We start from the raw sequence: 26,234 nt of genomic DNA on the forward strand, positions 1-26,234 counted from the left end.
ACTACACTCGTCCCCCGTGACTCCTGTGGCACCTGCGACCATCTCGGCCCGGCGGGCCGTGCCGTCCTCGATCCCCCGTCCGGAGTACGTCGACCAGCCGGCGCCCCAGCCGTTCACCGGCAGCGAGGTCAAGGACGCCGACACCATCGCGCGGATGCGGGCCGCCTGCCGGCTTGCTGCCCAGGCGCGCGAGGAGGTCGGGCGGCACGTCGTCCCCGGCGTGACCACCGACGAGCTGGACCGGATCGGCCACGAGTTCCTCTGCGACCACGGCGCGTACCCGTCGACGCTGGGCTACCGCGGCTTCCCGAAGTCGCTCTGCGCGAGCGTCAACGAGGTCGTCTGCCACGGCATCCCCGACGCCCGCGTCGTCCAGGACGGCGACCTGGTCAACATCGACATCACCGCCTACCTCGACGGCGTGCACGGCGACACGAACGCCACCTTCCTCGCCGGCGACGTCGACGAGGAGTCCCGGCTGCTGGTCGAGCGCACCCGCGAGGCGCTGGCCCGCGGCATCAAGGCGGTCCGGCCCGGCCGCCGGATGAACGTCGTCGGCCGGGTCATCGAGTCCTACGCCGCCCGGTTCGGGTACGGCGTCGTCCGCGAGTTCACCGGCCACGGCATCGGCACGTCGTTCCACTCCGGGCTGGTCGTGCCGCACTACGACGACCCGCACTACGACACGCTCATCGAGCCCGGCATGACGTTCACCATCGAGCCGATGCTCAACCTCGGCACCCACGAGTGGACGATGTGGGACGACGGCTGGACGGTCGTCACCAAGGACCTGCGCCGCAGCGCGCAGTTTGAGCACACCCTGCTGGTCACCGCCACCGGCGCCGAGGTGCTCACCGAGCCCTGAGCCGGCCCGGACGTCATCCGATCTGGTCGCGATTGCCGCCACGTCGTACGACGTCCCGCGACGTCCCGCGGACGTCATACGACCCGGTCGCCATCACCGCCACTTCGTATGACGTCCCGCGACGTCCGCCGGGACGTCATCCGATCTGGTCGCGGTACCCGCCACTTCGTATGACGTCCGCCGGCACGACGACGTCCGCGGGGACGACCGGGTCGACGTGGTGCCGCCCGATCGGCAGCATCAGCGGACGACCGGAAACCGGGTCGTCGATGACCCGGCAGTCGAGCCCGAAGACCGCCTGCACCGTCGCCTCGGTCAGCACCTCCTCGGGGGTGCCGGCCGCGTGCAGCCGCCCGTCGGCGAGGGCGACGAGGTGGTCGGCGTACCGCGCGGCCAGGTTGAGGTCGTGCAGGACCATCACGATGGTGGTGCCGCGGGCGCGGTTGAGGTCGACGAGCAGGTCCAGCACCTCGACCTGGTGGCTGACGTCGAGGAACGTCGTGGGCTCGTCGAGCAGCAGGATGTCGGTCCGCTGGGCCAGCGCCATCGCGATCCAGACCCGCTGCCGCTGGCCGCCGGAGAGCTCGTCGACCGGCCGGTCCGCGAGGGCGACGGTGTCGGTGGCCTCGAGGGCCTCGGCGACCGCACGGTCGTCCTCGGCGCTCCACCGGGCGAGGATCCCCTGGTGCGGGTTGCGGCCGCGGCCGACGAGGTCGCTGACCGTGATCCCCTCCGGAGCGATCGGCGCCTGCGGGAGCAGCCCCATGGTGCGGGCCAGCTCCTTGGCGGGCATCCGGTGCACCTGCTTGCCGTCGAGCAGCACCTGGCCCTGGCGGGGCGCGAGCAGCCGGGTCATCGAGCGCAGCAGCGTCGACTTCCCGCACGCGTTGGCGCCGACGATCGCGGTCAGCCGACCGGCCGGCACGGCCAGCGCGAGCTCGTCGATCACCGTCCGCTCGCCGTACCCGAGGGTCAGCTCCTCGACCCGGAGCGTGTGCCGAGTGGTCACAGGGTTCCTCCCACGCGGTTGGAGCGGACGATGAGGTAGACGAGGTACGGCGCCCCGAGGACGCCGGTGACGACCCCCACCGGATAGCGGTGCCCGAAGGCGTACTGGCCGGCCAGGTCGGCGACCAGCACGAGCAGCGCGCCGACAAGGGCGGACGGGACGAGCAGCGAGGCGCCGGGACCGACGATCCGGGCGGCGATCGGCCCGGCCAGGAACGCGACGAACGCGATCGGCCCGGCCGCGGCGGTCGCGAACGCCACCAGGCCGACGGCGGCGACGATGACCACCAGCCGGGTCTGCTCGACCCGCACCCCCAGCGCGGAGGCCGCGTCGTCGCCGAGCTGGAGCATCTCGAGGTGCTGGGCGCGGGCGAGCAGCACCGGGCCGAGGACCACGAGCGCGAGCAGGGTGGGCAGCACGTCGTCCCAGCTGGCGCTGTTCAGGCTGCCGGTCAGCCACCGGGTGGCCTCCTGCAGGTCCCACGCGGCGGCGCGGCTCAGGATGTAGGCGATGACGCTCTCGAGCATCGCGGCGACGCCGATGCCGATCAGGATCAGCCGGGTCCCCGCGACGCCGTCGCGGAACGACAGCACGTAGATCAGCAGCGCGACCCCCAGCCCGGCGGTGATCGCCAGGACCGAGACCACCGGGCCGTCCAGCGACAGGGTCACGATCGCGAACGCCGCGGCGGCGCTCGCCCCCGTGCTGATGCCGATGATGTCGGGGCTGGCCAGCGGGTTGCGCAGCATCGTCTGGAAGGTCACCCCGGCCAGCCCGAAGCAGAGGCCGACGACCAGCGCGAGCACCGCCCGGGGCAGCCGGAGCCGTCCCACGGTGAAGGAGGCGCCCGGGACGTCCTGGCCGAGGACGACACCGAGCACCTCGCCCGGCGGGTAGTAGGTCCGCCCGATCATCAGGCTGGCGACGAACGCCGCCACGACCAGGACCAGGAGCACGACGACGACGCTGCGCCGTCGGGCGGTACGCCGCCGGCGGGAGCGGACGACGCGCTCGACGGTCGGGGCGCTCACCGGCGCGGGCCGTTCACAGGGCACGCACCTTGTGGCGGCGGACGACGTGGATGAAGAACGGGGCGCCGACGAGCGCGGTGATGATGCCGACGTCGATCTCGCTGGGGCGGGCCACGATCCGGCCGAGCACGTCCGCGGCGACCAGCAGGATCGCCCCACCGAGCGCCGAGAACGGGAGCAGCCACCGGTGGTCGACCCCGATCAGCATCCGGCACAGGTGCGGGACCACGAGGCCGACGAAGCCGATCGGCCCGGCGACCGCCGTGGACGCGCCGCAGAGCAGCACCGCGCCGAGCGCGGCGGTCCCCCGGATCAGCGCGACCCGCTCGCCGAGGCCGGCCGCGACGTCGTCGCCGAGGGCCAGGGAGTTCAGGGACTTCGCGGAGAGCAGGCAGACCACCAGCCCGGCGAGGAGGAACGGCGTGACCAGGCGGATCGTCTCGAACGCCGCCCCACCGACGCCGCCGATCTGCCACGAGCGCACGCCACCCGCGATGTCGTTGCGGGGCAGCACGACCGCGGTGATGAACGAGGCGAACGCCGCGGACGTCGCGGTGCCGGCGAGGGCGAGCTTCAACGGCGTGGCGCCGCCCCGCCCGAGCGACCCCACGGCGTACACGAAGACCGCGGCGAGGGCGGCGCCGGCGATCGCGACCCAGATGAAGCTGGACGCCGAGGTCAGGCCGAACCACGCGATCCCGGTGATCACGGCCAGCGAGGCGCCCATGTTGACGCCGAGGATCCCCGGGTCGGCGAGCGGGTTGCGGGTGACGCCCTGCATGACGGCGCCGGCGAGGCCGAGCGCGGCGCCGACCACGACCGCGAGCAGCGTGCGCGGGATCCGCTTGGTGACCGCGGCCTCCTCGAGGGTCTCGCTCGACCCGCCGAGCGCGGCGAGGATGTCGGACCAGCCGACGGCGCGCGAGCCGACGGCGACCGAGAGCACCATCAGGGCGCCCAGCACCGCGGCCACGGCGAGCAGCCAGGCGAGACGCTGCCGCCCCGGGCGTCGCGTGGCGACGGTGCCCGGAGCGGCAGCGGTGGAGAGGTCGGTCACGAGCGGCTACTGGGCGCCGGCTGCGTCAGCGAGCATCCCGACGTACTCCTCGAGCACGAAGGAGATCGAGAGCGGGGTCGGGTTCGCGGCGGTGCCCAGCGGGCTGTCCGGCAGCAGCACGATCGCGTCGTTGGCGACGGCCGGCATCTTCGAGAGCAGCGGGTCCCCCTTCAGCGCGTCCACGAGCTCCTGGTCGCCGTAGGTCACGATGATCTCGACGTCGTCGAGCGTGTCGATCTGCTCGGCGCTCAGCGTGCCGGAGAACTGGTCGGTCTCCGCGGACGCCTCCTCGACGCTCGCCGGGGTGGCCAGGCCGAGGTCGTCGAAGAACTTCGCGCGGGTGTCGTGGGTCGTGTAGTAGCTGACCTCGCTGAGGTCGGCGGTGTCGACGTGGGTCAGGAACATCGCGGACTTCCCGGCGAGGTCGGGGACCTCGGCGACGGTCGCGGCGATCTCGTCCTCGAGGTCGGCGACCAGCGCCTCGCCCTCCTCGGGCATGCCCATCGCCTGGCTGCTGAGCAGGATCATGTCGCGCCACTCCGTGGACCAGGGGGCCTCGGGGTAGGCGAGCACGGGGGCGATCTCGGTGAGGGTGTCGTAGTCCTCCTGGGTGAGCCCGGAGTACGCCGCCAGGATGACGTCCGGGTCGGTGTCCGCGACGGCCTCGAAGTCGATGCCGTCGGTCTCGTCGAAGAGCACCGGCTCCTCGCCGCCGAGCTCCTCGAGCTTCTCGCTGACCCACGGCAGCACGCCGTCGCCGTCGTCGTCGCCGAAGTTCGCCGCGGCCATGCCGACCGGCACGACGCCGAGGGCGAGCGGGACCTCGTGGTTGGCCCAGTTCACCGAGGCGACGCGCTCCGGCGCCTCCTCGATGGTCGTGGTGCCGAGCGCGTGCTCGATGGTGATCGGGTACTCGACCGAGGTCGTGGTGGCATCGGTCGGGTCGTCCTTGGCTTCGGTCGACTCGTCGGAGCCGCCGCAGCCGGCGAGCACGAGGGTCATCGCTCCGAGGGAGGCCGTCAGCAGACGGAGAGGGCGCACGGGTGTGTCCTTTCGACATGGGAAGGTGCGGCACGGCGTGCCGCGTTCGGGCACGAGGGCGACACCCGCTTCTCGGCTCGATCGTTGGTAAGGCTAACCTAAGCACAGATAATTCGGAGGGGGTCTCATGCACGGCCGTGTGGAGTCCACGACTCGGGTGACCCCGACGATCGTGCGGGTCGTCCTGGGGGGTGAGGGCCTCGCGGGGTTCGCCCTGCCCCCGGCGACCGACGCGTACGTCAACCTCGCCCTGCCGCCCGCGGGCGCGCCGTACGGGCCGGTCTTCGAGCCGGCGCAGGTGCGCGAGTCGCACGCCAAGGAGTGGTGGCCGGCGCGTCGTCGCTACACCGTGCGCGTCTGGGACGCCGAGCGTGGCCTGCTGACGATCGACTTCGTGGTGCACGGCGACGAGGGCGTGGCCGGGCCGTGGGCCGCGCACGCGCGCCCCGGCGACGTCCTGGTCCTCGAGGGGCCGGCCGGCGGGTACCTGCCCGACCCGGAGGCCGACTGGCACCTGATGGTCGGCGACGAGTCGGCGCTGCCGGCGATCGCCGCCTCGCTCTCCGCGGTGCCGGCGGGCGTGCCGGTCGTGGTCCGGCTGGTCTGCGACGACGCCGCCCACGAGCTGCCGCTGGAGACCCCGGGCGACCTGGACCTGCTCTGGCTGCACCGGGCCGGCGCTCCCGACCCCGGCGGGCTGATCCTCTCCTCCCTCCGCGCGCTCGACGTCCCCCCGGGCCGGGTGCACGCCTTCGTCCACGGCGAGGCCGACGAGATCCGGGAGGTACGCCGCCACCTGATCGCCGAGCGCGGGATCGACCGCAGCGCGATGTCCTGCTCGCCGTACTGGCGCCGGACGATGACCGACGAGGCCTGGCGCCGGGTGAAGTCCGACTTCGTCGCCGCGATGGACTCCGACGTCGCTTGAGCACCGAGACCCACGTCCCCGAGCCGCACCTGACCGACGCCGCACCCCGCACGTCCGGCGCGCTGCTGCGCCGTACGCTGCGCCGCCAGCGCCGTCCCCTGGCTGCCTCCGTCGCGCTGGTGACGGTCTGGCAGGTGGCCGAGCTGCTGGTCCCGGTGCTGATCGGCGTGATCATCGACCGCGCGGTCGTCACCGGTGACGTGGCCCGGATGGCGTGGTGGGCGGTGGTGCTCGCGGGGCACTTCGTCGTGCTCAGCCTGAGCTACCGGTACGGCGCCCGGATCGGCCTCCGCGCCCTCCAGACCGAGTCGCACGCCCTGCGCACCGAGGTCTCCGCGCACGTCCTCTCCCCCCGCGGCGCGCGGACCGACCGGCTCCCCGGGGACGTGCTCACGGTCGCGACGACGGACGCCGAGATGGTCGCCGCCGTGCTCCGACAGGTCAGCTTCACTGCCGCCGCCGTCGTCGGCCTGGTCGTGAGCGCCGTGGTGCTGGCCGCGATCGACCTGGTCCTGGCGCTGGTCGTGCTGGTGGGCGTGCCCACGGTGCTCGGCGTGACCCAGGCCCTCTCCCCCCGGCTGGCGCGCCGCAGCGAGGTGCGCCAGGAGGCGCTCGGCCGGGCCACCGGCCTGGCCAGCGACTTCGTCCGCGGCGCCCGGCCGCTCAAGGGGATCGGCGCCGAGGAGGTCGCCCTTGACCGCTACCGCCGGCAGAGCCGGCAGGCCGCCACCGCCAGCGTGGGCGCCGCGCGCTGGGAAGGCCTGATGCACGGCATGACCAGCGGGCTCAGCGGCGTGTTCCTCGCCGTCGTGGCGCTGGTGGCCGGCGTCCGCGCCGTCGAGGGGGACCTCGCGATCGGCGAGCTGGTGGCGGTCGTGGGGCTGAGCCAGTTCCTCAGCGAGCCGCTGCGGATGCTCACCTACCTGATCGCCCAGCTCGCCCAGTCGCGTGCCTCCGCCGGGCGGATCGCCTCCTTCCTCGCCTCCCCTCCCCTGGTGCTCGCGGCGGACACCCCGGCCGCTGCCCCGGCCGCGCCCTCGCGCGCTCCCCTGGCCCTGGACGCCGTCGGCTTCGGCCCGCTGCGCGACGTCAGCCTCGCCGCCGAGCCCGGCACCCTGACCGCCGTGGTCGTCGAGGACCCGACGGAGGCCGCGGCGCTGATGACCCTCCTGCGCGGCGAGGCGGTCCCGGACTCCGGCGCCGTCCTCGTCGGCGGAGTGGCGCTCACCGCGCAGACCGTCGACCAGGTGCGCTCCGTCCTGCTGGTGGCCGACCACCACGTCGACCTCTTCGAGGGCACCGTGCTCAGCAACATCGACCCCACGGGCCGCCTCGGCCCCGACGAGCTCCAGCGGGTGCTCGCGGCCTCGGCCGCGGACGAGCTGGTCGCGCAGGCCGCCGCCGGGACGGCGGAGCAGGTGACGGTCGGCGGGACCACGCTCTCGGGCGGTCAGCGCCAGCGGCTCGGGCTGGCCCGCGCCCTCGCCGCGGACCCGCACGTCCTGGTCCTCCACGACCCGACCACCTCGGTCGACACCGTGACCGAGGCCCGGATCGCCGAGGGCCTGCGGGCGCTCCGGCACCCGGACGGTCCCGGCACCCGCAGCACCGTGGTGCTGACGAGCAGCCCGGCGCTGCTCGCGCGCGCCGACGTCGTCGTGCACCTGCGGGACGGCCTGGTCCGGGCCCGCGGCACCCACGCCGACCTCGTCCGCGACGAGGCGTACGCCGCGGCGGTGCTGCGATGACCCGCCTGCCCGTCTCCACCGCGGCGGAGGCCGCCCGGCTCGCGCGGACCCTGCTGGGCCGCCGCCGCGGACCGTTCCTCGCCGCCGCCGCGATGTTCGCCCTGGTCGGCGCCGCCGGCCTGGTCGGACCCTGGCAGCTCGGCCGGATCGTCGACCTCGTGACCCGCGGCGGCACCGCGTCCGACGTCGCGGTCGCGGCGGCCTGGATCGCGGGGGCCGCCGTCGTGACGGCGGTGGCCACGACCCTGTCGGTCGGGTTCCTGGCCCGGGCCGCGGAGCCGGCGCTGGCCGAGCTCCGCGAGGACGTGCTCGACCGGGCGCTCCGTCTGGAGACCGAGGAGCTCGAGGCCGCCGGGTCGGGCGACCTCCTGTCGCGGGTGAGCGACGACGTCCGGGTGCTCGCCGGGTCGCTGACCGACGCGGTGCCGCTGCTGGTCAACTCGGTGGTCACCATCCTCTTCACGGTCGTCGGCCTGGCGGCGCTGGACTGGCGGCTCGGGCTGGCCGGGCTCGCCGCGGCGCCGTTCTACGTCGCCGCGCTGCGGTGGTACCTGCCCCGCTCCGGCCCCTACTACCGGCGCGAGCGGGAGGCGAACGGCGACCGCGCCGAGGCGCTGCTGACCGGCGTGCACGGCAGCCGCACCCTGCGGGCGTACGGTCTGGCCGACGCGCAGCAGGAGACGGTGGACCGCGCGTCCTGGCGCTCGGCGCGGCTCTCGATCGACGTCTTCGACCTGCTGATGCGGTTCGGCGGCCGGACCAACGCAGCCGAGGCGGCCGGCCTGCTGCTGGTGCTCACGACCGGGTTCGCCCTGGTCCGCGCCGACGCGGCGTCGATCGGTGCCGTCACGGCTGCGGCCCTGTACTTCCACCGGCTCTTCAACCCGGTCGGGGCGGTGCTCTTCCTCTTCGACGAGGTCCAGTCCGCCGGCGCGTCCCTGACCCGGCTCGCCGGCGTCGCGCTGCTCCCCGCCGGCAGCGCGCAGGGCGGGACGACGCCGCGCGACAGCAGCGTGGCGGTCCTCGACGTACGACACCGGTACGGCGACCTGGTGGCGCTCGCCGGGGTGGACCTGGAGATCGCGCCCGGGGAGCGGCTCGCGGTGGTCGGGGCGAGCGGCGCCGGCAAGAGCACCCTGGGGCTGGTGGTCGCCGGCCGGCTCGCGCCCACCGGCGGATCGGTCTGCGTGGGCGGCGTCGACGTACGAGACGCCGCGGCGGGCGACCGCCCGGTCGTGGCCACGGTCAGCCAGGAGGTCCACGTCTTCGCCGGGAGCGTCCGCGACAACCTGCTGCTCGCCCGGCCCGACGCCGACGACCAGGCGGTCGTCGCGGCGCTCGCAGCGGTCGGTGCCGCCGACTGGGTGGCCGCCCTGCCGGACGGCGCGGACACCGAGGTCGGCGCGGGAACCGTGACGCTCTCGCCCGCCCAGGCCCAGCAGCTCGCCCTGGCCCGGGTGCTCCTCGCGGACCCGTGGGTCGTCGTCCTCGACGAGGCGACGGCGGAGGCCGGGTCTGCCGGCGCGCGCGACCTCGAGCGCGCCGCCGACGCCGTGACCGCCGGACGTACTGCCGTCACCATCGCCCACCGCCTGGTCCAGGCGCAGTCCGCGGACCGGGTGCTCGTCCTCGAGCACGGCGTCCCCGTCGAGCTCGGCAGCCACGACGAGCTGGTCGCCGCCGGCGGGCGCTACGCCCGGCTGTGGGCGGCGTGGTCGAGCGGCTGATCCCCGCCCTCCCCCGGCGCGGACGTCATACGACCTGGTCGCGATGACCGCCACTTCGCATGACGTCCCGCGGGACGTCATGCGATTCGGTCGCTGTCACCGCCACCACGTATGACGTCCCGGGCGGGCGGCGTACGTCGGGCTCAGTCGTCGCGCGTGAGCAGCTGCCGCTCGACGCGGAGCACCGCGAGCTCGTGGTCGAGGTCGCCGCTCATCGCGAACGCCAGCCGCAGGTGCGGCAGCGCCTCCTCGAGGCGCGTCTGCCGCTCCAGCGCCCGGCCCAGCGCGTGCCGGGCCCAGACGTCGTCGGGCGTCTCCTCGACCAGCGCGCGCAGCTCGTCCTCGGCCTTCCGCAGCCGCGCCTGGATCAGGTAGGCCCAGGCGCGCAGCGCCCGCAGCCCGGTGTTGCCCGGGTCCTCGGCGAGTGCCGGCTCCAGGACCTCGAGCGCCTCCACCGGCGCGCGGCGTACCAGCAGGTCGTGGGCGACCCGGTACGCCGACTCGGGGCCGCCCCGGCCCGGGAACACGATCGGCGGCGCGGTGAGCTCCTTGTCCATGCTTCTCATGGTGCGTCAACACGCGGCCGAGGCCCAGGATTCCGCGCGGCTGTGCCATCCTGTCCGTGCGGATGGGCTGGCCGGGCGACCGCGGCGTGCTCCCTCGGGAGCGCGGCGAGGAAGGTCCGGGCTCCACAGGGCACGGTGGTGGGTAACACCCACCCGGGGTGACCCGCGGGACAGTGCCACAGAGAACAGACCGCCGGCTCTCCGGAGCCGGTAAGGGTGAAACGGTGGTGCAAGAGACCACCAGCGGCCCGGGCGACCGGGCCGGCTAGGCAAACCCCACCGGGAGCAAGGTCAAGAAGTCGAGGTCTCCGGACCGCGATGCGCGCACGTTCGAGGGTGACCCGCCCGAGTGCGCGGGTAGACCGCTGGAGGCGGCCGGCAACGGTCGTCGTAGATGGATGGTCGCCCCTCGGGACCCCCGCAAGGGACCCGAGGACAGAACCCGGCCTACAGGCCAGCCCGTCCGCACTCTCGGGTCTGACCTGCATCGGGGCCGCAGGGTCCTCGCTGGTCGAGTAGCCGAGCGACAGTCCTCGCTGGTCGAGTAGCCGAGCGAGGAACGAGCGAGGCGTATCGAGACCCCCACCGAACCGCCGACAATGACTGACGTCCCTGTCTCGCCGTTGGCGAGGGCGGGATCTCCGGACCCGCCCAGGCGGGTCATTGCTCGGCGAAGCGCCTAGGGGAGCCCTGCTTCGTACGCGGCGATCACGAGATGGACCCGGTCTCGAGCACCCATCTTCGCGAGGATGCGGCCCACGTGAGTCTTGGCGGTCAGCGGGCTGAGGACCAGCTCGTCCGCGATCTCCTGGTTGCTTCGGCCCGCGGCGACCAGCCGGAGCACCTCGCGTTCGCGCGCCGTCAGGCTGGCCAGCCGCTCGGGCGCCGGCGCGTCCGGGCGACTCAGCGCACGGGTGATGACCGCCCTGGTCGCGCCGGGCGACAGCAGCGCCTCGCCCGCCGCGACGGTGCGGATGGCGGCCAGCAGCGCGTCCGGACGGGTGTCCTTGGGCAGGAATCCGCACGCCCCCGCGCGGAGGCCGCGCAGGACGTTGGTGTCGGTCTCGAACGTGGTCAGGATCAGCACCTTGGTGCCGCTCGATCCGTCGGCAGCGAAGATCTGCTGAGTCGCCTCGATGCCGTCGGTGCTCGGCATCCTGATGTCCATCAAGACGACGTCGGGGCGTAGGTCCCGGGTGAGCGTCACCGCCTCGTCGCCGGTGCCGGCCTCCCCGACGACCTCCATGTCATCAGCGGAGTTGACCAGCAGCGCGAACGCGCCGCGCACCAGAGCCTGGTCGTCGGCGAGCAGGACCCGGATCACGACGGCACCCGCCAGATCTCTGGGAGCGGCAGGCTGGCCCGCACCTCAAATCCTCCGGACTCGTCGGGCCCGGCGGACAGCTCGCCGCCGACGGCCTGTGCTCGCCCTGTCATCCCGACGATCCCGAAGCCGGCCGGTGTCACGGTCGAGTCCGGTCGCGCGGGCCCGTGATCGAGGACCGCGATCCGGAGCCGGTGGCCGTCCTGGTCGAGTCGGACGGTCGCGTGCGTGGCCGTCGAGTGTCGGATGACATTGGTCAGCGACTCCTGGATGATCCGATAGGCCACGACGGACACCGTCGACGGTAACTCGTCCGGGAGCCCGGCAGCCTCCACGTCGACCCGAACATCAGCCGCCTCGGCCATGTCCACCAGGCGCTGCAGCTCGCCGAGGTGGGGCGCTGGCTCGGTGGGCTCGGCCTCGCCACCGTGCAGGACGTCCAGGATGGCACGCAGCTCGTGGAGCGTGGCTCGGCTCGTGTCCGACAGGTTGTGCAGCGTGCTGGACAGCTCCCGCAGCGGTGCATCGGCCCGCCTCGGCAGCTGGTCGATCAGGTGCGCAGCGACGGACGCCTGGACGTTCGCGACCGCGAGGCCGTGTGCCAGGACGTCGTGCAGCTCGGCGGCGATCAGGACCCGCTCCTCGGCGACCCGCCGCTCGACCTCGCCGGCACGCTCCTGCTCGAGCCGCGCAGTGACGGAGGCCTTCCAGGCCTGATGGAAGCGGACCGCGAGCCCGGCGAAGAAGGCCATGAGCAGCCAGCCGACGCCGAGGAGAGCATCGCCAGGTGCCCCCGACGCCTCGTCGGCGACGACCGGCACGGTCACCGCACCCACCGCCACCAGGGCGGCGACGGCCCGCCGCTGTGGCTCGCTGTAGCGCGCCGCCGTGAACGCCGCCACCAGCGAGGCCGGCATCGTGGCCTCATGGGGATAGTCGAGGAGGTGGTACGGCGTCGACACGGCGAGGACCGCGAGGACGACGGGGATCGGCCAGCGCCGGCGGGCCAGCAACGGCGCCGACATCGCGCCCAGGAGCGCGATCGCCCACAGATCCACGCGTCGTTCGCCGTCGAAGTCGACCGCCTGGAGCGTGAACGCGACGACGAGGCCGACCACGAACGACCCCGCCGCCAGCAGCCAATCGGCCACTGACGGACGGAGCGCCGTCATCGTTCACAGACGGTCATCGACACTGTCCTCACTCGCCCGCGAGAGCTTGCTGGGCCACCAGATCCTCGAACCCAGCGACATCGTCAGCGCGGGAACCACGATGGACCGCACCAGCAAGGTGTCGATGAGCACGCCGACGGCGACCAGTATCCCAATCTCGACGAGCATGACGAGCGGCAGCGAGGCGAGCACCGCGAACGTCGCCGCCAGCACGACGCCGGCCGAGGTGATCACGCCACCTGTCACGGCGAGGCCACGCTTCGTGCCCTCGACCGTGCCGTGCCGGACGGCTTCCTCACGTACCCGGGTCATCAAGAAGATGTTGTAGTCGACACCGAGCGCAACCAGGAAGAGGAACCCGATCAGGGGCACCGACGACTCCAACCCGGAGAATCCGAGCACCTGGTCGAACAACAGGTTGCACAGCCCGAGGGCTCCGAAGTACGACACCACGACGGTGGCGACCAGCACCAGCGGAGCCACGATCGCCCGCAGCAGCAGCCCGAGGATGGCAAGCACCACCAGCAGGATCAGCGGCATCACCAGGTTGCGGTCGGTCTTGTTGGTCTCGGCCTCGTCAAGCCTCTCGGCGCTCGGACCGCCGACCAGCGCGGCGTCACCGGCGACCTTGCGCAGGTTCTCCCGCAGCTGCTCGATCGTTGCCGTCTCACCCGCGCTGTCTGGAGAGTCGACCGGGAGCACGGAGATCTCCACCCAGTCGTCGCTGGCCCGGCCGACCTCGGCTTGGGCGACCCCCGGCGTACTTTCGACGGCGGCCAGGACCTCGCGGCTCTGGTCCGGCCGACTCATCACGGTGAGCGGCTGACCGCTCTCGTCGGGATAGCGCGCCTCGATCAGCTTCGCCCCGGTCACCGAGTCCGGTGTCGAACGGGCGAACTGGTCCAGCTGCGGAAGCGAGCCGCTGGCACCCACGGTGCCCAGCGCGAGACCGCCCAGGATCACCAGCGGAACCGCCCAGCTGACGACGCGGCGACGCGCGACCAGCTCGCCGAGTCGAGCCCACCCGGAACGGGGTTGGTGTGCCTCACCCCCGAGCCGCGGAACGAACGGCCAGAAGACCCGGCGCCCGAGCACCACCAGCAGGGCCGGGAAGAGCGTCAGCATGACCAGCAGTGCCGCCCCGATGCCCGCCGCGCCCACCGGGCCGAGACTGCTGATGCTGTTGAGATCCGCGGCCAGCAGGCACAACAAGCCGGCGACCACCGTCGCCGCCGAAGCGAGGATGGCCGGGCCAGCGCCACGCAGCGCCGGCAGCATCGCGTCGATCGGCCGATCGTGTCGGTGCAGCTCCTCGCGGTAGCGAGACACGAGGAGCAAGGCATAGTCGGTGCCCGCGCCGAAGACCAGCACGATCAGCAGCGCTGAGCTCATGCTCGTGATGGTGAAGTCGAAGATCTGGGTGAGTGCGTAGACGGTGCCCATCGACGTGATCGCCGCGACCCCGACCGAGGCGAGAGGGACCAGCCACAGCAGCGGACTGCGGTACGTCAGGATCAGCAGGAGCGCCACCACCACGGCAGTAGCGAGCATCAACGTCGCGTCGACGGCGTCGAAGACCTCGTCCATGTCGGCCCCCAGCGCGGTCGGGCCGGTGGCATAGGCGTTCAGGCCACTCGGCCGGTCGTCGAGGAGGGCACGCGCATCCGCGGTGGCGCCGGCCTCCTCGGCGACCGCATCACGGTCGAGCGGAAGCGCGTACATCAGGGCCGTGCCGTCGTCGGAGTCGACGATCTCGGGCAGTGCGTCGGGGTCGTTGCCGAACCGCTCCGCCAGCTCGGCCTGGCCGCGTTCGACCGCCTCCCGATCGCCCGGTTGGAGGCCGCCCGGCCGTTCGTACACGACCATGAGCAGGCCGTTCTCGCCGCCGGGCAGGCCGGCCTCGGCCTGGAGCACCTTGGTCGACTGGGCGCTGGCCGGCAGATAGTCGGCCTGCCCATCGCGGGTCACCGAGTCGAGCTTGCCGGCGAGTGAGTAGCCGCCCACCAGCAGCCCGACCCACACGGCCACCACGAGCCAGGGCAGCAGGGTCTTGGTCCGTGATCTCTTCGGTCTCTGGTCGGCACCGGTGTGGTCGGGCGCCTTGAGTTCAGTAGTCATGGCGATCACGCTGCCAAGCAGGCGGGGCTGACGCGTCTGGCCACGGCAGACACTTCGCCGTACTCCGCGCGGAGTACGGCGGACGTGGCTGCCCAGGATCGCCTCTGGTGCCGCCCCGCTCATGGCGGTCGTACCTGGGCATCGACACCCGCGCAACCGGAGCGAATGATGAGTCCGGTGACGCGAAGCGTGGACGACCCCACGGGCGGCGGGGCGCAGGATGCTCTCGCCCCCTCCCAGTTGTCGGTCCGGAGCTGGCGACAACTGCTGGAGCGAGCCGCGCGGCATCTGGTGGAGGCCCGTCTTCCCTTCCTCAGCGCCGGGGTCGCGTTCTTCGCAGTCTTGTCGGTCGCGCCCGTGCTGGTGACCGCCCTCTCGGTCTACGGCGTCCTCAACACGCCCGCTCAGGCGAGGAGTCAGCTCGCTCGGGGGGCGGAGGTGCTGCCGCCGCAGGTCGAGCTGCTCGTCACCGACCAGCTGACCAGCATCACCACTGCCTCGACGGGGGTGCTGACCGTGCGCGGCCTGGCCGGGCTCGCGCTGGCGCTCTGGACCGCCACGACCGCGATGGTGGCTCTCATCGATGCGTTGACCGTGGCCTACCACGAGACAGAGACGAGAAGCTTTCTGCGACGGACCTTCCTCGGCCTGCTCTTCGTCCTCGGCGGGGCGCTCCTGCTGGGCGCGGTGATCGCCCTTGCCGGCATGATCTCCCGGACCATCGAGGACTCTCCCAGCTACGTACGCGGGGTGGCGGCGATCGCGGCCTGGCCGATGCTGGCAGTCGTGATGGGCACGATGCTTGCTGTCCTCTACCGGTTCGCCCCGGACCGCAAGAACCCCCAATGGCGATGGACGACGTGGGGAGCGATCGGTGCCACCGTGCTGTGGGCAGCCACCTCCGCTGCGCTGTTCACGTACGTGCAGAACCTCGGCACCTACGGGACCACCTACGGCTCGCTCGCCGGTGTAGCGATCAGCATGTTCTGGCTGTGGGTCACCGTCCTGCTCATCGTGCTCGGAGCGGCGGTCAACGGTGAGTCGGAGAGGCAGACCGGGTACGACTCCACCACCGGTCCTGAGCGCCCGCTGGGCCAACGCGGAGCGGTGGTCGCCGACAGCACGCCGTCCCACCTCAACGACCCCTGAGCTCGACCTGCGTCTATCCGCCCAGATAGACGCAGCGGCGCCCGGCGTCGACCAGGACACGGACGCCCGGGAGGGGTGGTGCGCTGGCGGCGCATCAGCCGTGGTAAATAAGTTCGCGTCTTTGCAGCGAACGTGTCGCTCGCGCGCACATGGCCGCACTAGTTTTCTAGTGGCGACTCTGCATATTCGACAGCGTTCTTCATGAGAATCTCGCACTGGTCAAGGAAATATGAGAGAGGCTCACGACTCTTCATTGGGCCCCTGCTGGGACGTGTGGCCAGAAATTCGCCCGCCGTGGGAGGCGAAGTCGGGGCCACAGTCAGGATGGATTCGAGGGCGCGGACGTACTTGTTCTTGCTTTCGACGCTGTCATGCGCAATATGGTTTCTAAGACTTCTCATCCAATCCATAGCTTGAGCTGAGGTCGCCAAACTGAGATCGATCGGGTTCTCCGGATTAAAAAACAGGAGCGATCGATTTCTAATGGTCCTAGCGTCTGTCCACTCAACGAACTTGCTGCCCGACCCTAAGAGCACTTCTTGAACATGCGCTATACCTCGTGCCTGCAAGCAACTGGCCACTGGAGTCCCGGCGACCGTAGCGCCGCCCAGCATGTAAGTGAAGAATGTTTGCTCCAGTCCTGTCTCCAGCGTGCGAAATGCTCGGAGCAGAATCGACTCGTAGACTAAATGCATACTCGCGGGAGGGATAGCCGCCTCGATAACATCGGATCGCACCTTTCGACACCCGTCGATCCCTAAGGCGAAGACTGCCCACACGTCCAGAGAACTGCTGGTCGGGGAGTCAGGCATGGAGTCGTTTGCTGATGAACACAGAGCGGAGGAGACGCTTATCCGCGTCCGTCGTTGCACGCCTAGACGCATCCACAAATTTGTCGAGCCCGCCGTCTCCGGCGCTAATATCGCCTGCGGCGTATTCATCGAACTCAGCAGAAATGTCGTCGAGCACGATCCTCACTCTGTGCGGAACAACGGCGCTTGGCCGACTAATCCCAAGATCTGGACGCCCGGTGAGCATGTTCGCCACCGAGACGAACAGTGAGTAAAAGAGATGGACCCTGTTGAAGTTAGTTAACGCCAAGTCTTGCGGATCGAAAACGTCGCCGATGAACCGCATCACTTCATGGAACTCTCTCGCTGCGCGACTTACCGCGACCTCAGCACCCTCAGAGTCATACTTTTTGTAAAGTGCTGGGACGTTCTTCTTGGGAGTTACGCCGTCCATGAGGGCCCCCAGGAGGTCGGCGGAGAGTTCCACTTCAGCCATACGGGCGACCTTAGGTGCAGTTAACACCTTCGAATCCATCCAGTACTGAGCATACTTGTGCCCAAGGGCGTGGGCCGTGGTCTTGAACGCTCCAAGGTATGTGGCATTCAGCAGCTCGGTTGCATTGAGCTTCACCGAGTAGGTATTCAAACGAGCGAAAGTATCAAGCAGTTCGCTAAGTTCCGTCTCGAACAGAACATCCACGCCGATTTCATACTGCCAGACCGCCTGTTTCACGTCGCCTGGCAGATCGTCGTATTCGGTTCCCGAATACTCCTCATTGTGTCCATGAAGAACCGTAAAACTACCATCAAGGAATTCGAGAATCGCTCGCAGGCGTTGCTGCCCGTCCACAACGGTTCTGACATTTTGGCCGTCCACCAGCGACTGGGTGATCAGCACCTTGGGCATGGGTTTTCCGCGGAGAACGGTATCTATCAGATAGGACTTCGCCTGGCGGGTCCAGACGGATCGGCGCTGAAACTTGGGATCTAGCACGAGCCGCCCAGCCGCGTGCCATTCGGCAAAATCAGAAACGCTATACGCGCGAGTGTCGAAACTTTTCATTCTTCCCCCATGCGTCTATCGCGGGCAGTGGGGCCGCCGCGCGTTCGGTGTCACCCGCACCAGAAGAAGATCTGGTAACAGGCTAAAGAACGTACCGCATCAGGGCGTAACTACTGCTTGGGGTATGCCATCGAGGCGTTCTTCGAGCGTCTGTTTAGCAAGTTTGGCGCCCGCAACTGGTTCCGGGAACGACCGACTGCCCCTGCGAGGCCCTGTCCGCTCCCCGCCGCTGCTAGTACAAGAGCCTCTCAAGGCGACACCTAACCCAGACCTATCCCTCCTTGGGCCCGCGAGTCTCGAGCAGCGACCTAGGTCGGCGACGAAAGACCCACAAGGGTGTCCGTCCTGCATCATGTCTCCTGTGGTGGACCTCGATCTGGATGCGCTTGAGGACGACGAACCCGACGATGGGTGGCGTTGGGACCCCACCAACCCGCCTGAACATTTCACGCCAGCGATGGTCCGCCGTATGAGCATCGGGACGATCCAGGCGCTGCAGAGACCTGACAACGGCATCCTCAATGAGACCCAGCAGCGCTCGTTTGACACGGCGTACGAGGAGTGGTGGGCGCCGCACCGTGCCCAGTTGCGAGACACGATCAATAGGGTGATGCCAAAGTTCGATGCGAACCGGTTTCTCACGCCCGGCCTCTTGACCTCGATGCAGAAGTTTCGGGAGCAGGCAGCCGCTCAACTGGACGCGTCAAGCAGATTCGATTCCAGCCTCGAGAACCTTCTGCCGAAACTCGCAACTCTCCCGGCGACTCGACACATTCCCGACACCACCAAAGCTGCCGTACTGGAAGCTAGCGTCGAGGATGGTGCCGATCACCTAGCCACGCTGGAGACCATCGCTGATGTCCTTCAGCGGCAAGAGGCAGCCGCCACGCGCGGTGCATTCTTTTACGTCACTGTCTCGATCATGGTCATCGTCGCGGGCGTGGCACCTCTCGTGATGATGACCTGGAGCGATCGCCTCTGGACCGTCGGGACCAGTACTCTCCTCGCCGCAGTAGCAGGCGCGGGTTACTGGGCCGTCAGAATGAAGCAGAAGGAGGCGAACGAACGGCAGAGCTAAGCGCTTGGGAGCCATCTTTGGACGGCCTGTGAAACTGACCGAAAACCCGGCGTCGTACCGCCTAGTCCGCTTAGATCGACCTTGGGACTGGACCCGACTAACGCTTCGCGGCGGCGCGGAATTTTCCAAGTTTCGGCGGTATGCAAACCTCGAACCAAGGTCAGCCGCCCCACCGCCACCGGTTCTGCTCGACCCAACTCGTCAAGTACATGCGCGACCCGGCGACTGGGCCACTACGCCGAACTGAACGGGCGAACTGCTCCACGGCAATCTCTCGCGACTCCCGACGAGTCTCCCGATCACGGTCTGAAGTAAGGACCCTTAAGGCGTTGTGCGTCTTCATCGACTTTAAGCTCTTGTTCAATTCCTCGACGGCGCGGGCTACTTCGGGTAGGCCTTTCTTCGGCACTAAGGTGTCCTCGTATGTCGCAAGATCAAACGGGTATTCCTCACGCGTCCCCCACCTCCGGGAGTCCCGGTACTCCACCGTCGCTACGTACTCCGTCGGCAGATCGCGGCGTTTCAGCCGGTCGGGCATGCGGTCGAACGGGACCTGGATCGTCCGTCCTGGAGCGATCATGGGGATTGGGCGAGTAAAGATCGCGATATCCTGCAGGTCTTTCCCGCGAGTCATCGTGGTTTGAAGAGGCTTGTCGAAGGTGACCCGAACGTCGTAAGCCGGTGTCGAGCCGATGTTCTGGACCACGATGCTCACGCCAGTGCCTCGGAATTCAACATCCACGATCACGTACGGGCGCGCCTGCTCTTCGCGGAGGCGCTTCGCCTGTCGCAGTTGCACCCCAGCGAAGCTCGCAACAACGACCGCAACGACTAGCCCGCCAACCGCCGCTGCTGCCGAGATCTCTGAAGGTCCCCAATTCGAGATGCTCACGTCCGCACTCTACGAGCGCTCGGACGCTTGCGGTCCTCACTCGCACGAGCGTCGGCCTGTACTCACCGAGTAGCGTCTGAAGTGACGCGTCAACACCGGCGTCATACCCCCGCGAAGGACGCGGCGTTTAGAGATCGGACGCGTGCCCGTCACGGCATGCGTGGCCATGCGGCTTTGCCTCGTCAAAACCCTATCTTTGACATACCCAGTCTCGCCGAAGACTGCTCGGCCGTTCACGCCAAAGCGAAGGTCCGAGGGAAGCGCCGCGGTTACCGTTGATGACATGACTCTCGGGCTCCGAATGACCGCATGCGCTCTGGCCAGTGCCCTGGCCCTTTCGGTTGGCCCTGGCACGGCCGCCGCCGCCCCAGAGTGCGAGCCCTACTGCAACGACGCGACCTCTCGCACCGCCAACCGCATCGACGGACGCGGCCACGGCGCATGGCTCGCGACCGTCCTTGACCAGTACGGCTACGAGGGTCGCCGGTGGGCCGAGATCACCTACGTCCCCGCCGGTCACGGTAAGCGCTCCATCGGCGTCATTCAGGTCCCGGCAGGCAAGGCCCGTCAGGCTCGCCGGGCGCTCGATGGCTGGTGGTTCGCGCAGAACGGGCGGACCTTCGTGCTTCCGCTCGTGTCCAGGACCGACACGCGAGGCGGCACGGGCGTGGCCTTCAAGACGGCTGCTCGGTGGACCGAGCGCAAACTCGGCGCAGGCTGGGTCGTTCGCACGCCCTGACGTTGGTGTCCGCTCGGGGCCGGTTCAGCACATTGCGAGGAAGTCCCCTCGACCCGGCCCCAGGCGCCGTTCAGGTGGCGTCCGGCAACACCGCGATGTGCGCCTACGGCTCACGGTTCGGCGGGGACGTTCCGAGCGGGTATGCGCGCTCCGGCGCTAACCTCAGACGGCATGGACGAGGAAGACTGATGACTGACGACCAAGAGCGCAGGGCACGGCTCCGCGAAGAGGCACGAAGCCGCCGTGAGGAGCACCGCGCCCAGTTCAGCAACGAGCGCAGGAGACGGGCTGCGGAGACGGCTGAGCGAGCTTCTATGACTGATGACCAAAGGCCGCTGGATGGCCTGGAGAAGACGATGATTGCGGCGGGCGTGGGGTTCGTCGCGATTGTATTGAAGTCGGCTCACAACCTGCAGAAGCGTCGGATGGACGACAACCGCTTCCGCTGGACAGACAAAAACCGCTGGGAGTAACGCCCACGCTCGATGGAGACCGCTCAGGGCCGGCCAGCATGTACCGAGGAGGCTTCTCGGCATGACCTTCTAGGCTCAGATGCGGCTGTCGTGCCCGTCAGGAATCGTCGTCCTCGGGGTCCCAGTAGTTGTACGTCGCGAGAGCGTTGGAGTAGGCGGCCAGCGCTTCGTCGAGCGCCTCCCATGACGGGCTCCCGCTACCGCCCGAGATGTAGTCGGCTACCAATGCCTGGATCTTGGCAGTCTCACTCTCGCCAAGTTCGAGGGTGAACCGAGCCGTAGCCTCCATGAACCTGCGGACGACCTCGGTGCTCTCGTTGTGACGGTTCCCGACACTTGATGCAATCTCGCCGCGAAGGGCTGCCGTGGCGACCAACGCGCCCTCTTGGGCTTGCTCATGGCGTTGCCGCGCTTGCTGCTTCTTCTCGGCGCGTCGCTCGGATTCCAGGGCATCTCGTCGCTCCTCCGCTTCGGCGTCTTCAACGTTGTCCGCGGCGCCCAACTGGACGCCGACGCAAAACAGCTCGCCCCGAGAGTCATGGCGTTGCCCGCATACCATCCGCTCCTGCCCGAGGCCGACGTCGCTGAAATCGTCGCGGCACACCTCGAAGGAGAAGCCACCGGCACCGATCCGCGCGTCATTCGCCGCGTCGTCGCCCACACGAGTGCCCTGGCGTGGAGCCGCGGCCTGCACGACGAGGCCGAGAGGGACATGGTGCGTCAGGCGACCGCGTTCCTCGACCGCCTCCCCGCGCAGGTACGCGACCAGGTCGGTTTCGCCCACCGGACCGCTGCTAGACGCTCGATGCTCGAGCCGTACCTCGACGACGTCGACCCGCGGTTGCGCGACCAGTTCGTCTCCTACGTCCGCGGAGTCGAGGAGAAGGCCTACGCGCGCTCACGCGAGGCCCGCTACGCCACCGCGGCCCGCGGCCTTACCGCACGCGGGAAGTCCCGATCAGCGGCCTCGCGGATCCTCGGGGTCTCCTCCGCGGTTCTGAACCGCATCGAGGCCGCCCACCCACGCGACGTCACCTTAGCCCCCGACGACCCGATCCTCGAACGGGCACCGGAGCTCCGCCCCTGACCCGAACCCCTACGTTCGCCAGCAGCTGAGAACCCCTGACGAAGGACCCGGGGTGCGCGACTGCTGCGCCCAGGCCAAGGAAGAGCTCGGGCCCAGGGCCGGCGGGGGTAGGGTCGCGGGCTGGGACTAGTCGCCGCAGGTATTGGTCGTCACGATCAGCCAGCCCCCACCCCGCCGGGCGCGTTCGGCGCGGACCCGGCCGTGGTTGTGGTGGCCGGAAGCATCGAGCACCGAGAACTCGTAGCCGTCCGAGCCATCCGGTAGTGGTGAGACGTACCGCGGCTCGGTTGCGTACTTCTGGGCGAGGTACTCCCGGATCCGCGCCACAGGTACTCCGACTGCGTCTTCGGGATGGGCTTGGGGGGAGCGGGAGCAATCTGCATCCGGCCCGCGCGCGTTGACGTAGGCAGAGGCGACGAGCGCTACGACCACAACCGCAACCGCGCTCAGAACGGCGCGACGCGCCCACCGGTCCCTTTTCACGGCGTCGCCTGCTCGACGTGCGACTTCCGGCCGTGAGCTAGCCACCGGCGCCGAATCCTGATGTGCGGGCAGCGAGCACGGACCGCTCCCAACCTGCCTCGATCCGGGCGATCTCCTCGGCGTACACCGACACGAACTCGTCAAGCAGCGGTTCCAGCAGAGCGAGGCCCTCCTGGTACTTCGCGCTCCGGCATCTTTCGTCAGAGTCCAAGGCCGCAGCCTCCAACTCGAGGTAGGAGGACCAGGCCCGGCTCGCCTCCTCTCCTGGAACGGGCGGAAGCGGCATCTGCCCGGTCAGGTAGAGGTGAAGGCCTTGCCAACCTTGAGCGCCGTCGGCGGGGAGGTCGAACCCGGCTTTGCTCATGCACTCCCGGTAAGGATCGAGCGAGCCTAGCTGGGCATCAACTTGCTCGATGAGTGCCGTGAACCGCACCCCTAGGTCGTCGGCGCCCTCCGGGACACCGGGACGGTCGCCCAGGTCAACGACCGGCTCGTCGACGGAACAGCGCCCTACGGCTCTTTGGTAGGCGTCCTTCTCCACGGCGGCACCGAACTCGTCGCCTCCCTCTCCGGCGCGAATGGACTCAGCAGTAGCGAGAGCAGCTATCGACGGCGCACGACCCAGCGCCCCCATCCACGCCCCGGAAGTGCCGTTGGCGCGGTAGCCCGTCCAGATTGGCAGAAATCCAGAAGGGACCTTGAAGCCCTCTGTCGCCATGCACTCGTCAAACGTCCGGTTCAACTGCTTGAACTCCAAGAAGTGGGCCGCCTCCCGCTCAAGCTCATCTCCCGCGATCGCCTCAAGGAGCGCATCCGCACGCGCCTGTGTCTCCGTAGCGGTTGCGGCAAACTCGGCATCGTCCGCACCGGGGCCGGAACGGGGCTCGTCGGTAGAGGTGCCGCACGCACCCAGGATGAACGCCGGCAGCAGGCCGAGCCCTAGGGCCCGAAGCGTGCGCGACGCCCAGGCAGAATCCAAGAGGGCCGCGATCGGGTCAGCGGTCGGCAGCATTGACATCGCCTCCGTTGTTCGATTCAAGCTGGCCGTTCTGACGCCTGAGAAACATCGCATGACTCGAAGCGGTCCACGCCCGGGCCGCACCGCTCTGGAACGGGCATCCGCCCACCGACTCCTCTACGTAGTCGCAGTCGGCATATGACGGATCTGCCGTTTGCACGTACTTGCATCCGGCTGCTTTCTGAAGCCCGGTGACGGCCCGTCCGCCCCAACTCGATGGTTCCTTCCAGGTGCCCGCGACGGAACTGCCGTCATCACAATTGCGGGCAGCGCGGGCGTCGTAGTGACCGCTTTGCGTCATCCAGTCCGAACGGGCCTCCAAGCAGATGCTCAAACTCATCGCGGCCCCGGTTTCTGACCGCACGTAGGTGCTCCTGTCCGGCAGGGACCAGGTCATTGTCTGCTGACTACCTGGCGCCCCTACGAACTTGTATCCGTTCCCGGAGTTGACTCCGTTCCCGTGACAGTCAGCCGACGCTGCTGTTGCGCCCAGCAGTATCACTGCCGCAACTGCGCCGAGAACCGTCGCGGCACGGCGAATGAGGTTGAGCATCGTGGGTGCCCCCTAGAATGCGGATGCTTGGCAACCTAACGGCGTCAGGGGGCGGGGTGGAGATAATGCCCTAGAACTGGGTAGGAAGTCGTTGCGGCCCCGATCTCTGCGAGTTTGTCGTGATATCGCACTCCCCCGCTGCGATTGCGACGGGAGAGCACCCGACGCCCCTGGGGTCAGCGGACCCTCGGGCTCCGAGTGCGTGCGCCGACCCAAGACGCACAGTCGCGCTCGTGAACCACGAACCCGGACAGCCCACCACCGCCGCGAGGAGACTCGTTCTGTCCTCGAAACGGGTTCCGCGTGGGCTCCGCGACCACGCCGACGGGCCGGTCGCTGTCGCCATCTCCAACGCCGCCGGCACGAACCTTTTCGGCATGATCACGTTCGCGCGCTCGGTCGTCGTTGGACGCCTCGACCTGCTTTGCAGAGGCTCGCGCCGCGAACAGACCACCTGCGATGACCGACAGTGGCGCGGCAACGATCGCGATGATGTCCTTGACGTTCTCGAAGTTCGACACAGCGAGACGCTAGCCGTGCGATCAGACGTGCACCCAGGGAACGCGCGACAGCCAGGACGTGGAAACCGCTCGGGGCCGGGTCTGCACGTTGTGAGGAGCGCATCCTCGACGCAGACCCACACCCGAGGCGCTCGGCAAGCCCGCGGCAGACCTCCTCCTGGGGTCGACGCCCTCCTGCTTTTGGTCGAGGTCCTTGCTGATCCGGCAGTAGATCGCCGCTTGCACGCGCTCAGGCATCGTCGCTCTCGAGCCGCAGCATCGTGAGTCGTTGCTCATCGAAGTCTCGCTGCGGACCGTACGTGCGCTCAGTGTGCGCAAGGTTGACGATGCCGGGTGACTTCGGCACATCACCGAACATGCACCACATCTTCCGGCGCCCGGTCCTCGTGAACAGGTAGAGGTTCGTGCGCTTTCAGAACTTCCTGCCTCACCGAATGTGCGGACCGCCCGCCCCACGCGGCGACTGTCGTCGCGGGTGAAGTCAGGCGTCCGACCGCCCTTCACGTACTAGTGCGGCGCGAAGTCCTCGAAGGTCGTCGCCCAGGTCCACTTGAGTGTCGGGGCCTTGGCCCGCACGAGTGGCGATCGCGCGTCAGCTGACCGGACGGCTCGGTCGGGGACGCCAGGCGTCCTCAGCGTCCTCGTGTGCTGGGCGACCGCAAGGAGCCCGGAGCCCCGGCTCGCGTCATTCCGCCGCTTGAGGGCACGTAGGAATCGGCTTCAACCCACCGCCCCTGGCGTGGGGGCGCGCCTAGACCGACAACCTGTTGACGGTCCTGGACACGTGGTCACCCGTCTTCTGGAGGAACACGATCTCCCCGAACTCGACGTGCGACCAGCCTTCGGCGTCGTCCGTCAGGGCCTCGGAGGCGAACACGGCGGCCGATGCCTCGTTCTCGTCGCACGCCTCGAAGTCGAAGGACGTGCCGTCGCTCGGGACGTGGCGACCCATCAGCATGTACATCGGCTCCAGGAGCATCGAGAGGGCAAAGTCCTCTGTGCCCGGACCGGACTCCCGCAGCTTCTTCCAGTCCCCGACCGGGTTGGTCTCGCCCTGGTGCCCGAGGCCGGTGTTGACTCCGATGATCCGGTCCGGCGACACCAGGGCCATCTTCATCTTCGTCAGGGCAGGGAGATCGAGGGCTTCCATCGCCTGGGAGATGAGGTGGACCATCTTCTCGATCGCGCGTTGGACGTCCTCGTCGCTGTCGCCGTCGAGCAGGGAGAGCAGGAGCACGTAGAGGAACTCCGTGTCCGTCGTGCCCCGCATCTGCTTGAGGTACCTGTCCTCGCAGTGCTGCAGCAGCTCCCTCTGCAGGAGCATCCAGTTCGGCATGTCGCCGTTCTGCGCGATGATCCAGGGAGTCTTCTCGAAGGAGAAGGGGTGGCAGTTCTCGTCGACCATGACGGTCGTCGAGTTGTAGACGGCTGCGCGCACATGGGCGAGCACCGTGCTCGCCTGGAGACTGGGGATGATGCGGTTGGCGTTGTCGTCGTAGAAGGCAGGCATGGGCCGGCGGTAGATGAAGGGATCCTCCGGCTTGAGCAGGTGCTCGCTCCAGGCACCGAATCCCCAGCCTGCCAGCTGCAGGTCTGGGTAGTGCTCAGGATCGAGAGCCTGATTGACCAGGCTGTTCGACGGCGTGAGCAGCAAGCTCTCGAGCGGAATCTCGGGCCCGATGTAGGCGAGCACTCGGCACATACGTTTCCTTCACTGACGAGATGACGTCCCGCGGTCGGCATCCACGAGCGGCCGCCACCCTACGGGCGAGAGCCGGGTTGCTCGGGGGCGAGGCCCCGA

At 69.2% G+C, this 26,234-nt stretch carries 24 protein-coding genes and 1 other RNA gene; 10 read left to right on the forward strand and 15 right to left on the reverse strand.

The features are described from left to right. Positions 1-16 precede the first annotated feature (16 nt). On the forward strand, positions 17-865 hold the full coding sequence (map, locus tag H4O22_RS12145; RefSeq protein ID WP_244962944.1) for a type I methionyl aminopeptidase: 849 nt from the start codon (positions 17-19) through the stop codon (positions 863-865). A 136-nt stretch (positions 866-1,001) separates the two neighbouring features. Here the strand turns inward: map and H4O22_RS12150 are convergent, their stop codons facing one another. From H4O22_RS12150 to H4O22_RS12165, 4 genes are read right to left on the reverse strand one after another with little or no spacing between them, the layout of a single operon-like run. Beyond that, on the reverse strand, positions 1,002-1,874 hold the full coding sequence (locus tag H4O22_RS12150) for an ABC transporter ATP-binding protein (protein WP_182523663.1): 873 nt from the start codon (positions 1,872-1,874) through the stop codon (positions 1,002-1,004). After that, the gene (locus tag H4O22_RS12155; RefSeq protein ID WP_182523664.1) at positions 1,871-2,905 is read right to left on the reverse strand and encodes a FecCD family ABC transporter permease; all 1,035 of its coding nucleotides are present in this window, start codon (positions 2,903-2,905) and stop codon (positions 1,871-1,873) included. The genes H4O22_RS12150 and H4O22_RS12155 overlap by 4 nt, the downstream gene beginning before the upstream one ends. Before the next feature lie 13 nt (positions 2,906-2,918). Further along, positions 2,919-3,962 (reverse strand): FecCD family ABC transporter permease, encoded by a 1,044-nt coding sequence (locus tag H4O22_RS12160; protein WP_244962945.1) that lies wholly within the window; start codon positions 3,960-3,962, stop codon positions 2,919-2,921. A gap of 6 nt (positions 3,963-3,968) precedes the next feature. After that, complete coding sequence (locus tag H4O22_RS12165; protein ID WP_220451153.1) at positions 3,969-5,003, reverse strand: iron-siderophore ABC transporter substrate-binding protein; 1,035 nt, start codon at positions 5,001-5,003, stop codon at positions 3,969-3,971. Positions 5,004-5,130: 127 nt separating this feature from the next. On the opposite strand from H4O22_RS12165, the gene H4O22_RS12170 reads away from it, so the two are divergent. From H4O22_RS12170 to H4O22_RS12180, 3 genes are read left to right on the forward strand one after another with little or no spacing between them, the layout of a single operon-like run. Then, positions 5,131-5,931: a siderophore-interacting protein gene (locus H4O22_RS12170; RefSeq protein WP_182523665.1), complete on the forward strand. Its 801-nt coding sequence runs from the start codon at positions 5,131-5,133 to the stop codon at positions 5,929-5,931. Next, a complete protein-coding gene (locus H4O22_RS12175) occupies positions 5,928-7,679 on the forward strand; it encodes an ABC transporter ATP-binding protein (protein ID WP_220451154.1) in 1,752 nt (583 codons plus the stop codon). Before H4O22_RS12170 ends, H4O22_RS12175 begins: the two co-directional genes overlap by 4 nt. Further along, a complete protein-coding gene (locus tag H4O22_RS12180) occupies positions 7,676-9,406 on the forward strand; it encodes an ABC transporter ATP-binding protein (protein WP_182523666.1) in 1,731 nt (576 codons plus the stop codon). Before H4O22_RS12175 ends, H4O22_RS12180 begins: the two co-directional genes overlap by 4 nt. A gap of 143 nt (positions 9,407-9,549) precedes the next feature. Here the strand turns inward: H4O22_RS12180 and H4O22_RS12185 are convergent, their stop codons facing one another. Next, positions 9,550-9,963, reverse strand: coding sequence for a tetratricopeptide repeat protein (locus H4O22_RS12185; protein WP_227465481.1), 414 nt, complete (start codon positions 9,961-9,963; stop codon positions 9,550-9,552). A gap of 72 nt (positions 9,964-10,035) precedes the next feature. On the opposite strand from H4O22_RS12185, the gene rnpB reads away from it, so the two are divergent. Then, positions 10,036-10,438, forward strand: an RNA gene (gene rnpB, locus H4O22_RS12190) — RNase P RNA component class A. A 213-nt stretch (positions 10,439-10,651) separates the two neighbouring features. On the opposite strand, the gene H4O22_RS12195 is transcribed toward rnpB, so the two are convergent. The 3 genes from H4O22_RS12195 to H4O22_RS12205 are packed head-to-tail and all read right to left on the reverse strand — an operon-like array spanning position 10,652 to position 14,586. Continuing rightward, a complete protein-coding gene (locus tag H4O22_RS12195; protein WP_182523668.1) occupies positions 10,652-11,296 on the reverse strand; it encodes a response regulator in 645 nt (214 codons plus the stop codon). Continuing rightward, the gene (locus H4O22_RS12200; protein ID WP_244962946.1) at positions 11,293-12,447 is read right to left on the reverse strand and encodes a sensor histidine kinase; all 1,155 of its coding nucleotides are present in this window, start codon (positions 12,445-12,447) and stop codon (positions 11,293-11,295) included. The genes H4O22_RS12195 and H4O22_RS12200 overlap by 4 nt, the downstream gene beginning before the upstream one ends. A gap of 24 nt (positions 12,448-12,471) precedes the next feature. After that, positions 12,472-14,586, reverse strand: coding sequence for an MMPL family transporter (locus H4O22_RS12205; RefSeq protein WP_182527115.1), 2,115 nt, complete (start codon positions 14,584-14,586; stop codon positions 12,472-12,474). A 189-nt stretch (positions 14,587-14,775) separates the two neighbouring features. Here H4O22_RS12205 and H4O22_RS12210 point away from each other — a divergent pair, with 189 nt between their 5' ends. After that, entirely contained in the window at positions 14,776-15,735 is a 960-nt protein-coding gene (locus H4O22_RS12210; protein ID WP_220451155.1) for a YihY/virulence factor BrkB family protein, read from the forward strand. A gap of 804 nt (positions 15,736-16,539) precedes the next feature. On the opposite strand, the gene H4O22_RS12215 is transcribed toward H4O22_RS12210, so the two are convergent. Then, the gene (locus tag H4O22_RS12215; protein WP_182523670.1) at positions 16,540-17,589 is read right to left on the reverse strand and encodes a DUF262 domain-containing protein; all 1,050 of its coding nucleotides are present in this window, start codon (positions 17,587-17,589) and stop codon (positions 16,540-16,542) included. 361 nt (positions 17,590-17,950) lie between these two features. On the opposite strand from H4O22_RS12215, the gene H4O22_RS12220 reads away from it, so the two are divergent. Next, positions 17,951-18,667: a hypothetical protein gene (locus tag H4O22_RS12220; RefSeq protein ID WP_182523671.1), complete on the forward strand. Its 717-nt coding sequence runs from the start codon at positions 17,951-17,953 to the stop codon at positions 18,665-18,667. A 160-nt stretch (positions 18,668-18,827) separates the two neighbouring features. On the opposite strand, the gene H4O22_RS12225 is transcribed toward H4O22_RS12220, so the two are convergent. Next, a complete protein-coding gene (locus H4O22_RS12225; protein WP_182523672.1) occupies positions 18,828-19,559 on the reverse strand; it encodes a hypothetical protein in 732 nt (243 codons plus the stop codon). A gap of 283 nt (positions 19,560-19,842) precedes the next feature. On the opposite strand from H4O22_RS12225, the gene H4O22_RS12230 reads away from it, so the two are divergent. After that, a complete protein-coding gene (locus tag H4O22_RS12230) occupies positions 19,843-20,298 on the forward strand; it encodes a hypothetical protein (protein WP_182523673.1) in 456 nt (151 codons plus the stop codon). Between the two features lie 188 nt (positions 20,299-20,486). Further along, the gene (locus H4O22_RS12235) at positions 20,487-20,771 is read left to right on the forward strand and encodes a hypothetical protein (RefSeq protein WP_182523674.1); all 285 of its coding nucleotides are present in this window, start codon (positions 20,487-20,489) and stop codon (positions 20,769-20,771) included. 97 nt (positions 20,772-20,868) lie between these two features. Here H4O22_RS12235 and H4O22_RS12240 read toward each other — a convergent pair whose 3' ends face one another. After that, on the reverse strand, positions 20,869-21,555 hold the full coding sequence (locus H4O22_RS12240) for a hypothetical protein (RefSeq protein WP_182523675.1): 687 nt from the start codon (positions 21,553-21,555) through the stop codon (positions 20,869-20,871). A gap of 21 nt (positions 21,556-21,576) precedes the next feature. Between H4O22_RS12240 and H4O22_RS12245 the strand changes: the two genes are divergently transcribed. Continuing rightward, positions 21,577-21,858, forward strand: a complete 282-nt coding sequence (locus tag H4O22_RS12245; RefSeq protein WP_182523676.1) for a hypothetical protein — start codon at positions 21,577-21,579, stop codon at positions 21,856-21,858. A 520-nt stretch (positions 21,859-22,378) separates the two neighbouring features. On the opposite strand, the gene H4O22_RS12250 is transcribed toward H4O22_RS12245, so the two are convergent. From H4O22_RS12250 to H4O22_RS12265, 4 genes are all read right to left on the reverse strand, one after another. Further along, entirely contained in the window at positions 22,379-23,353 is a 975-nt protein-coding gene (locus tag H4O22_RS12250; protein WP_182523677.1) for a hypothetical protein, read from the reverse strand. After that, on the reverse strand, positions 23,337-23,756 hold the full coding sequence (locus tag H4O22_RS12255) for a hypothetical protein (RefSeq protein ID WP_182523678.1): 420 nt from the start codon (positions 23,754-23,756) through the stop codon (positions 23,337-23,339). The genes H4O22_RS12250 and H4O22_RS12255 overlap by 17 nt, the downstream gene beginning before the upstream one ends. A 332-nt stretch (positions 23,757-24,088) precedes the next feature. Beyond that, on the reverse strand, positions 24,089-24,433 hold the full coding sequence (locus H4O22_RS12260) for a hypothetical protein (RefSeq protein WP_182523679.1): 345 nt from the start codon (positions 24,431-24,433) through the stop codon (positions 24,089-24,091). A 751-nt stretch (positions 24,434-25,184) separates the two neighbouring features. After that, complete coding sequence (locus tag H4O22_RS12265) at positions 25,185-26,126, reverse strand: class II glutamine amidotransferase (RefSeq protein WP_220451156.1); 942 nt, start codon at positions 26,124-26,126, stop codon at positions 25,185-25,187. Positions 26,127-26,234: the final 108 nt, after the last annotated feature.

The organism is Nocardioides dongkuii (assembly GCF_014127485.1).
Taxonomy (GTDB): Bacteria; Actinomycetota; Actinomycetes; order Propionibacteriales; family Nocardioidaceae; genus Nocardioides; species Nocardioides dongkuii.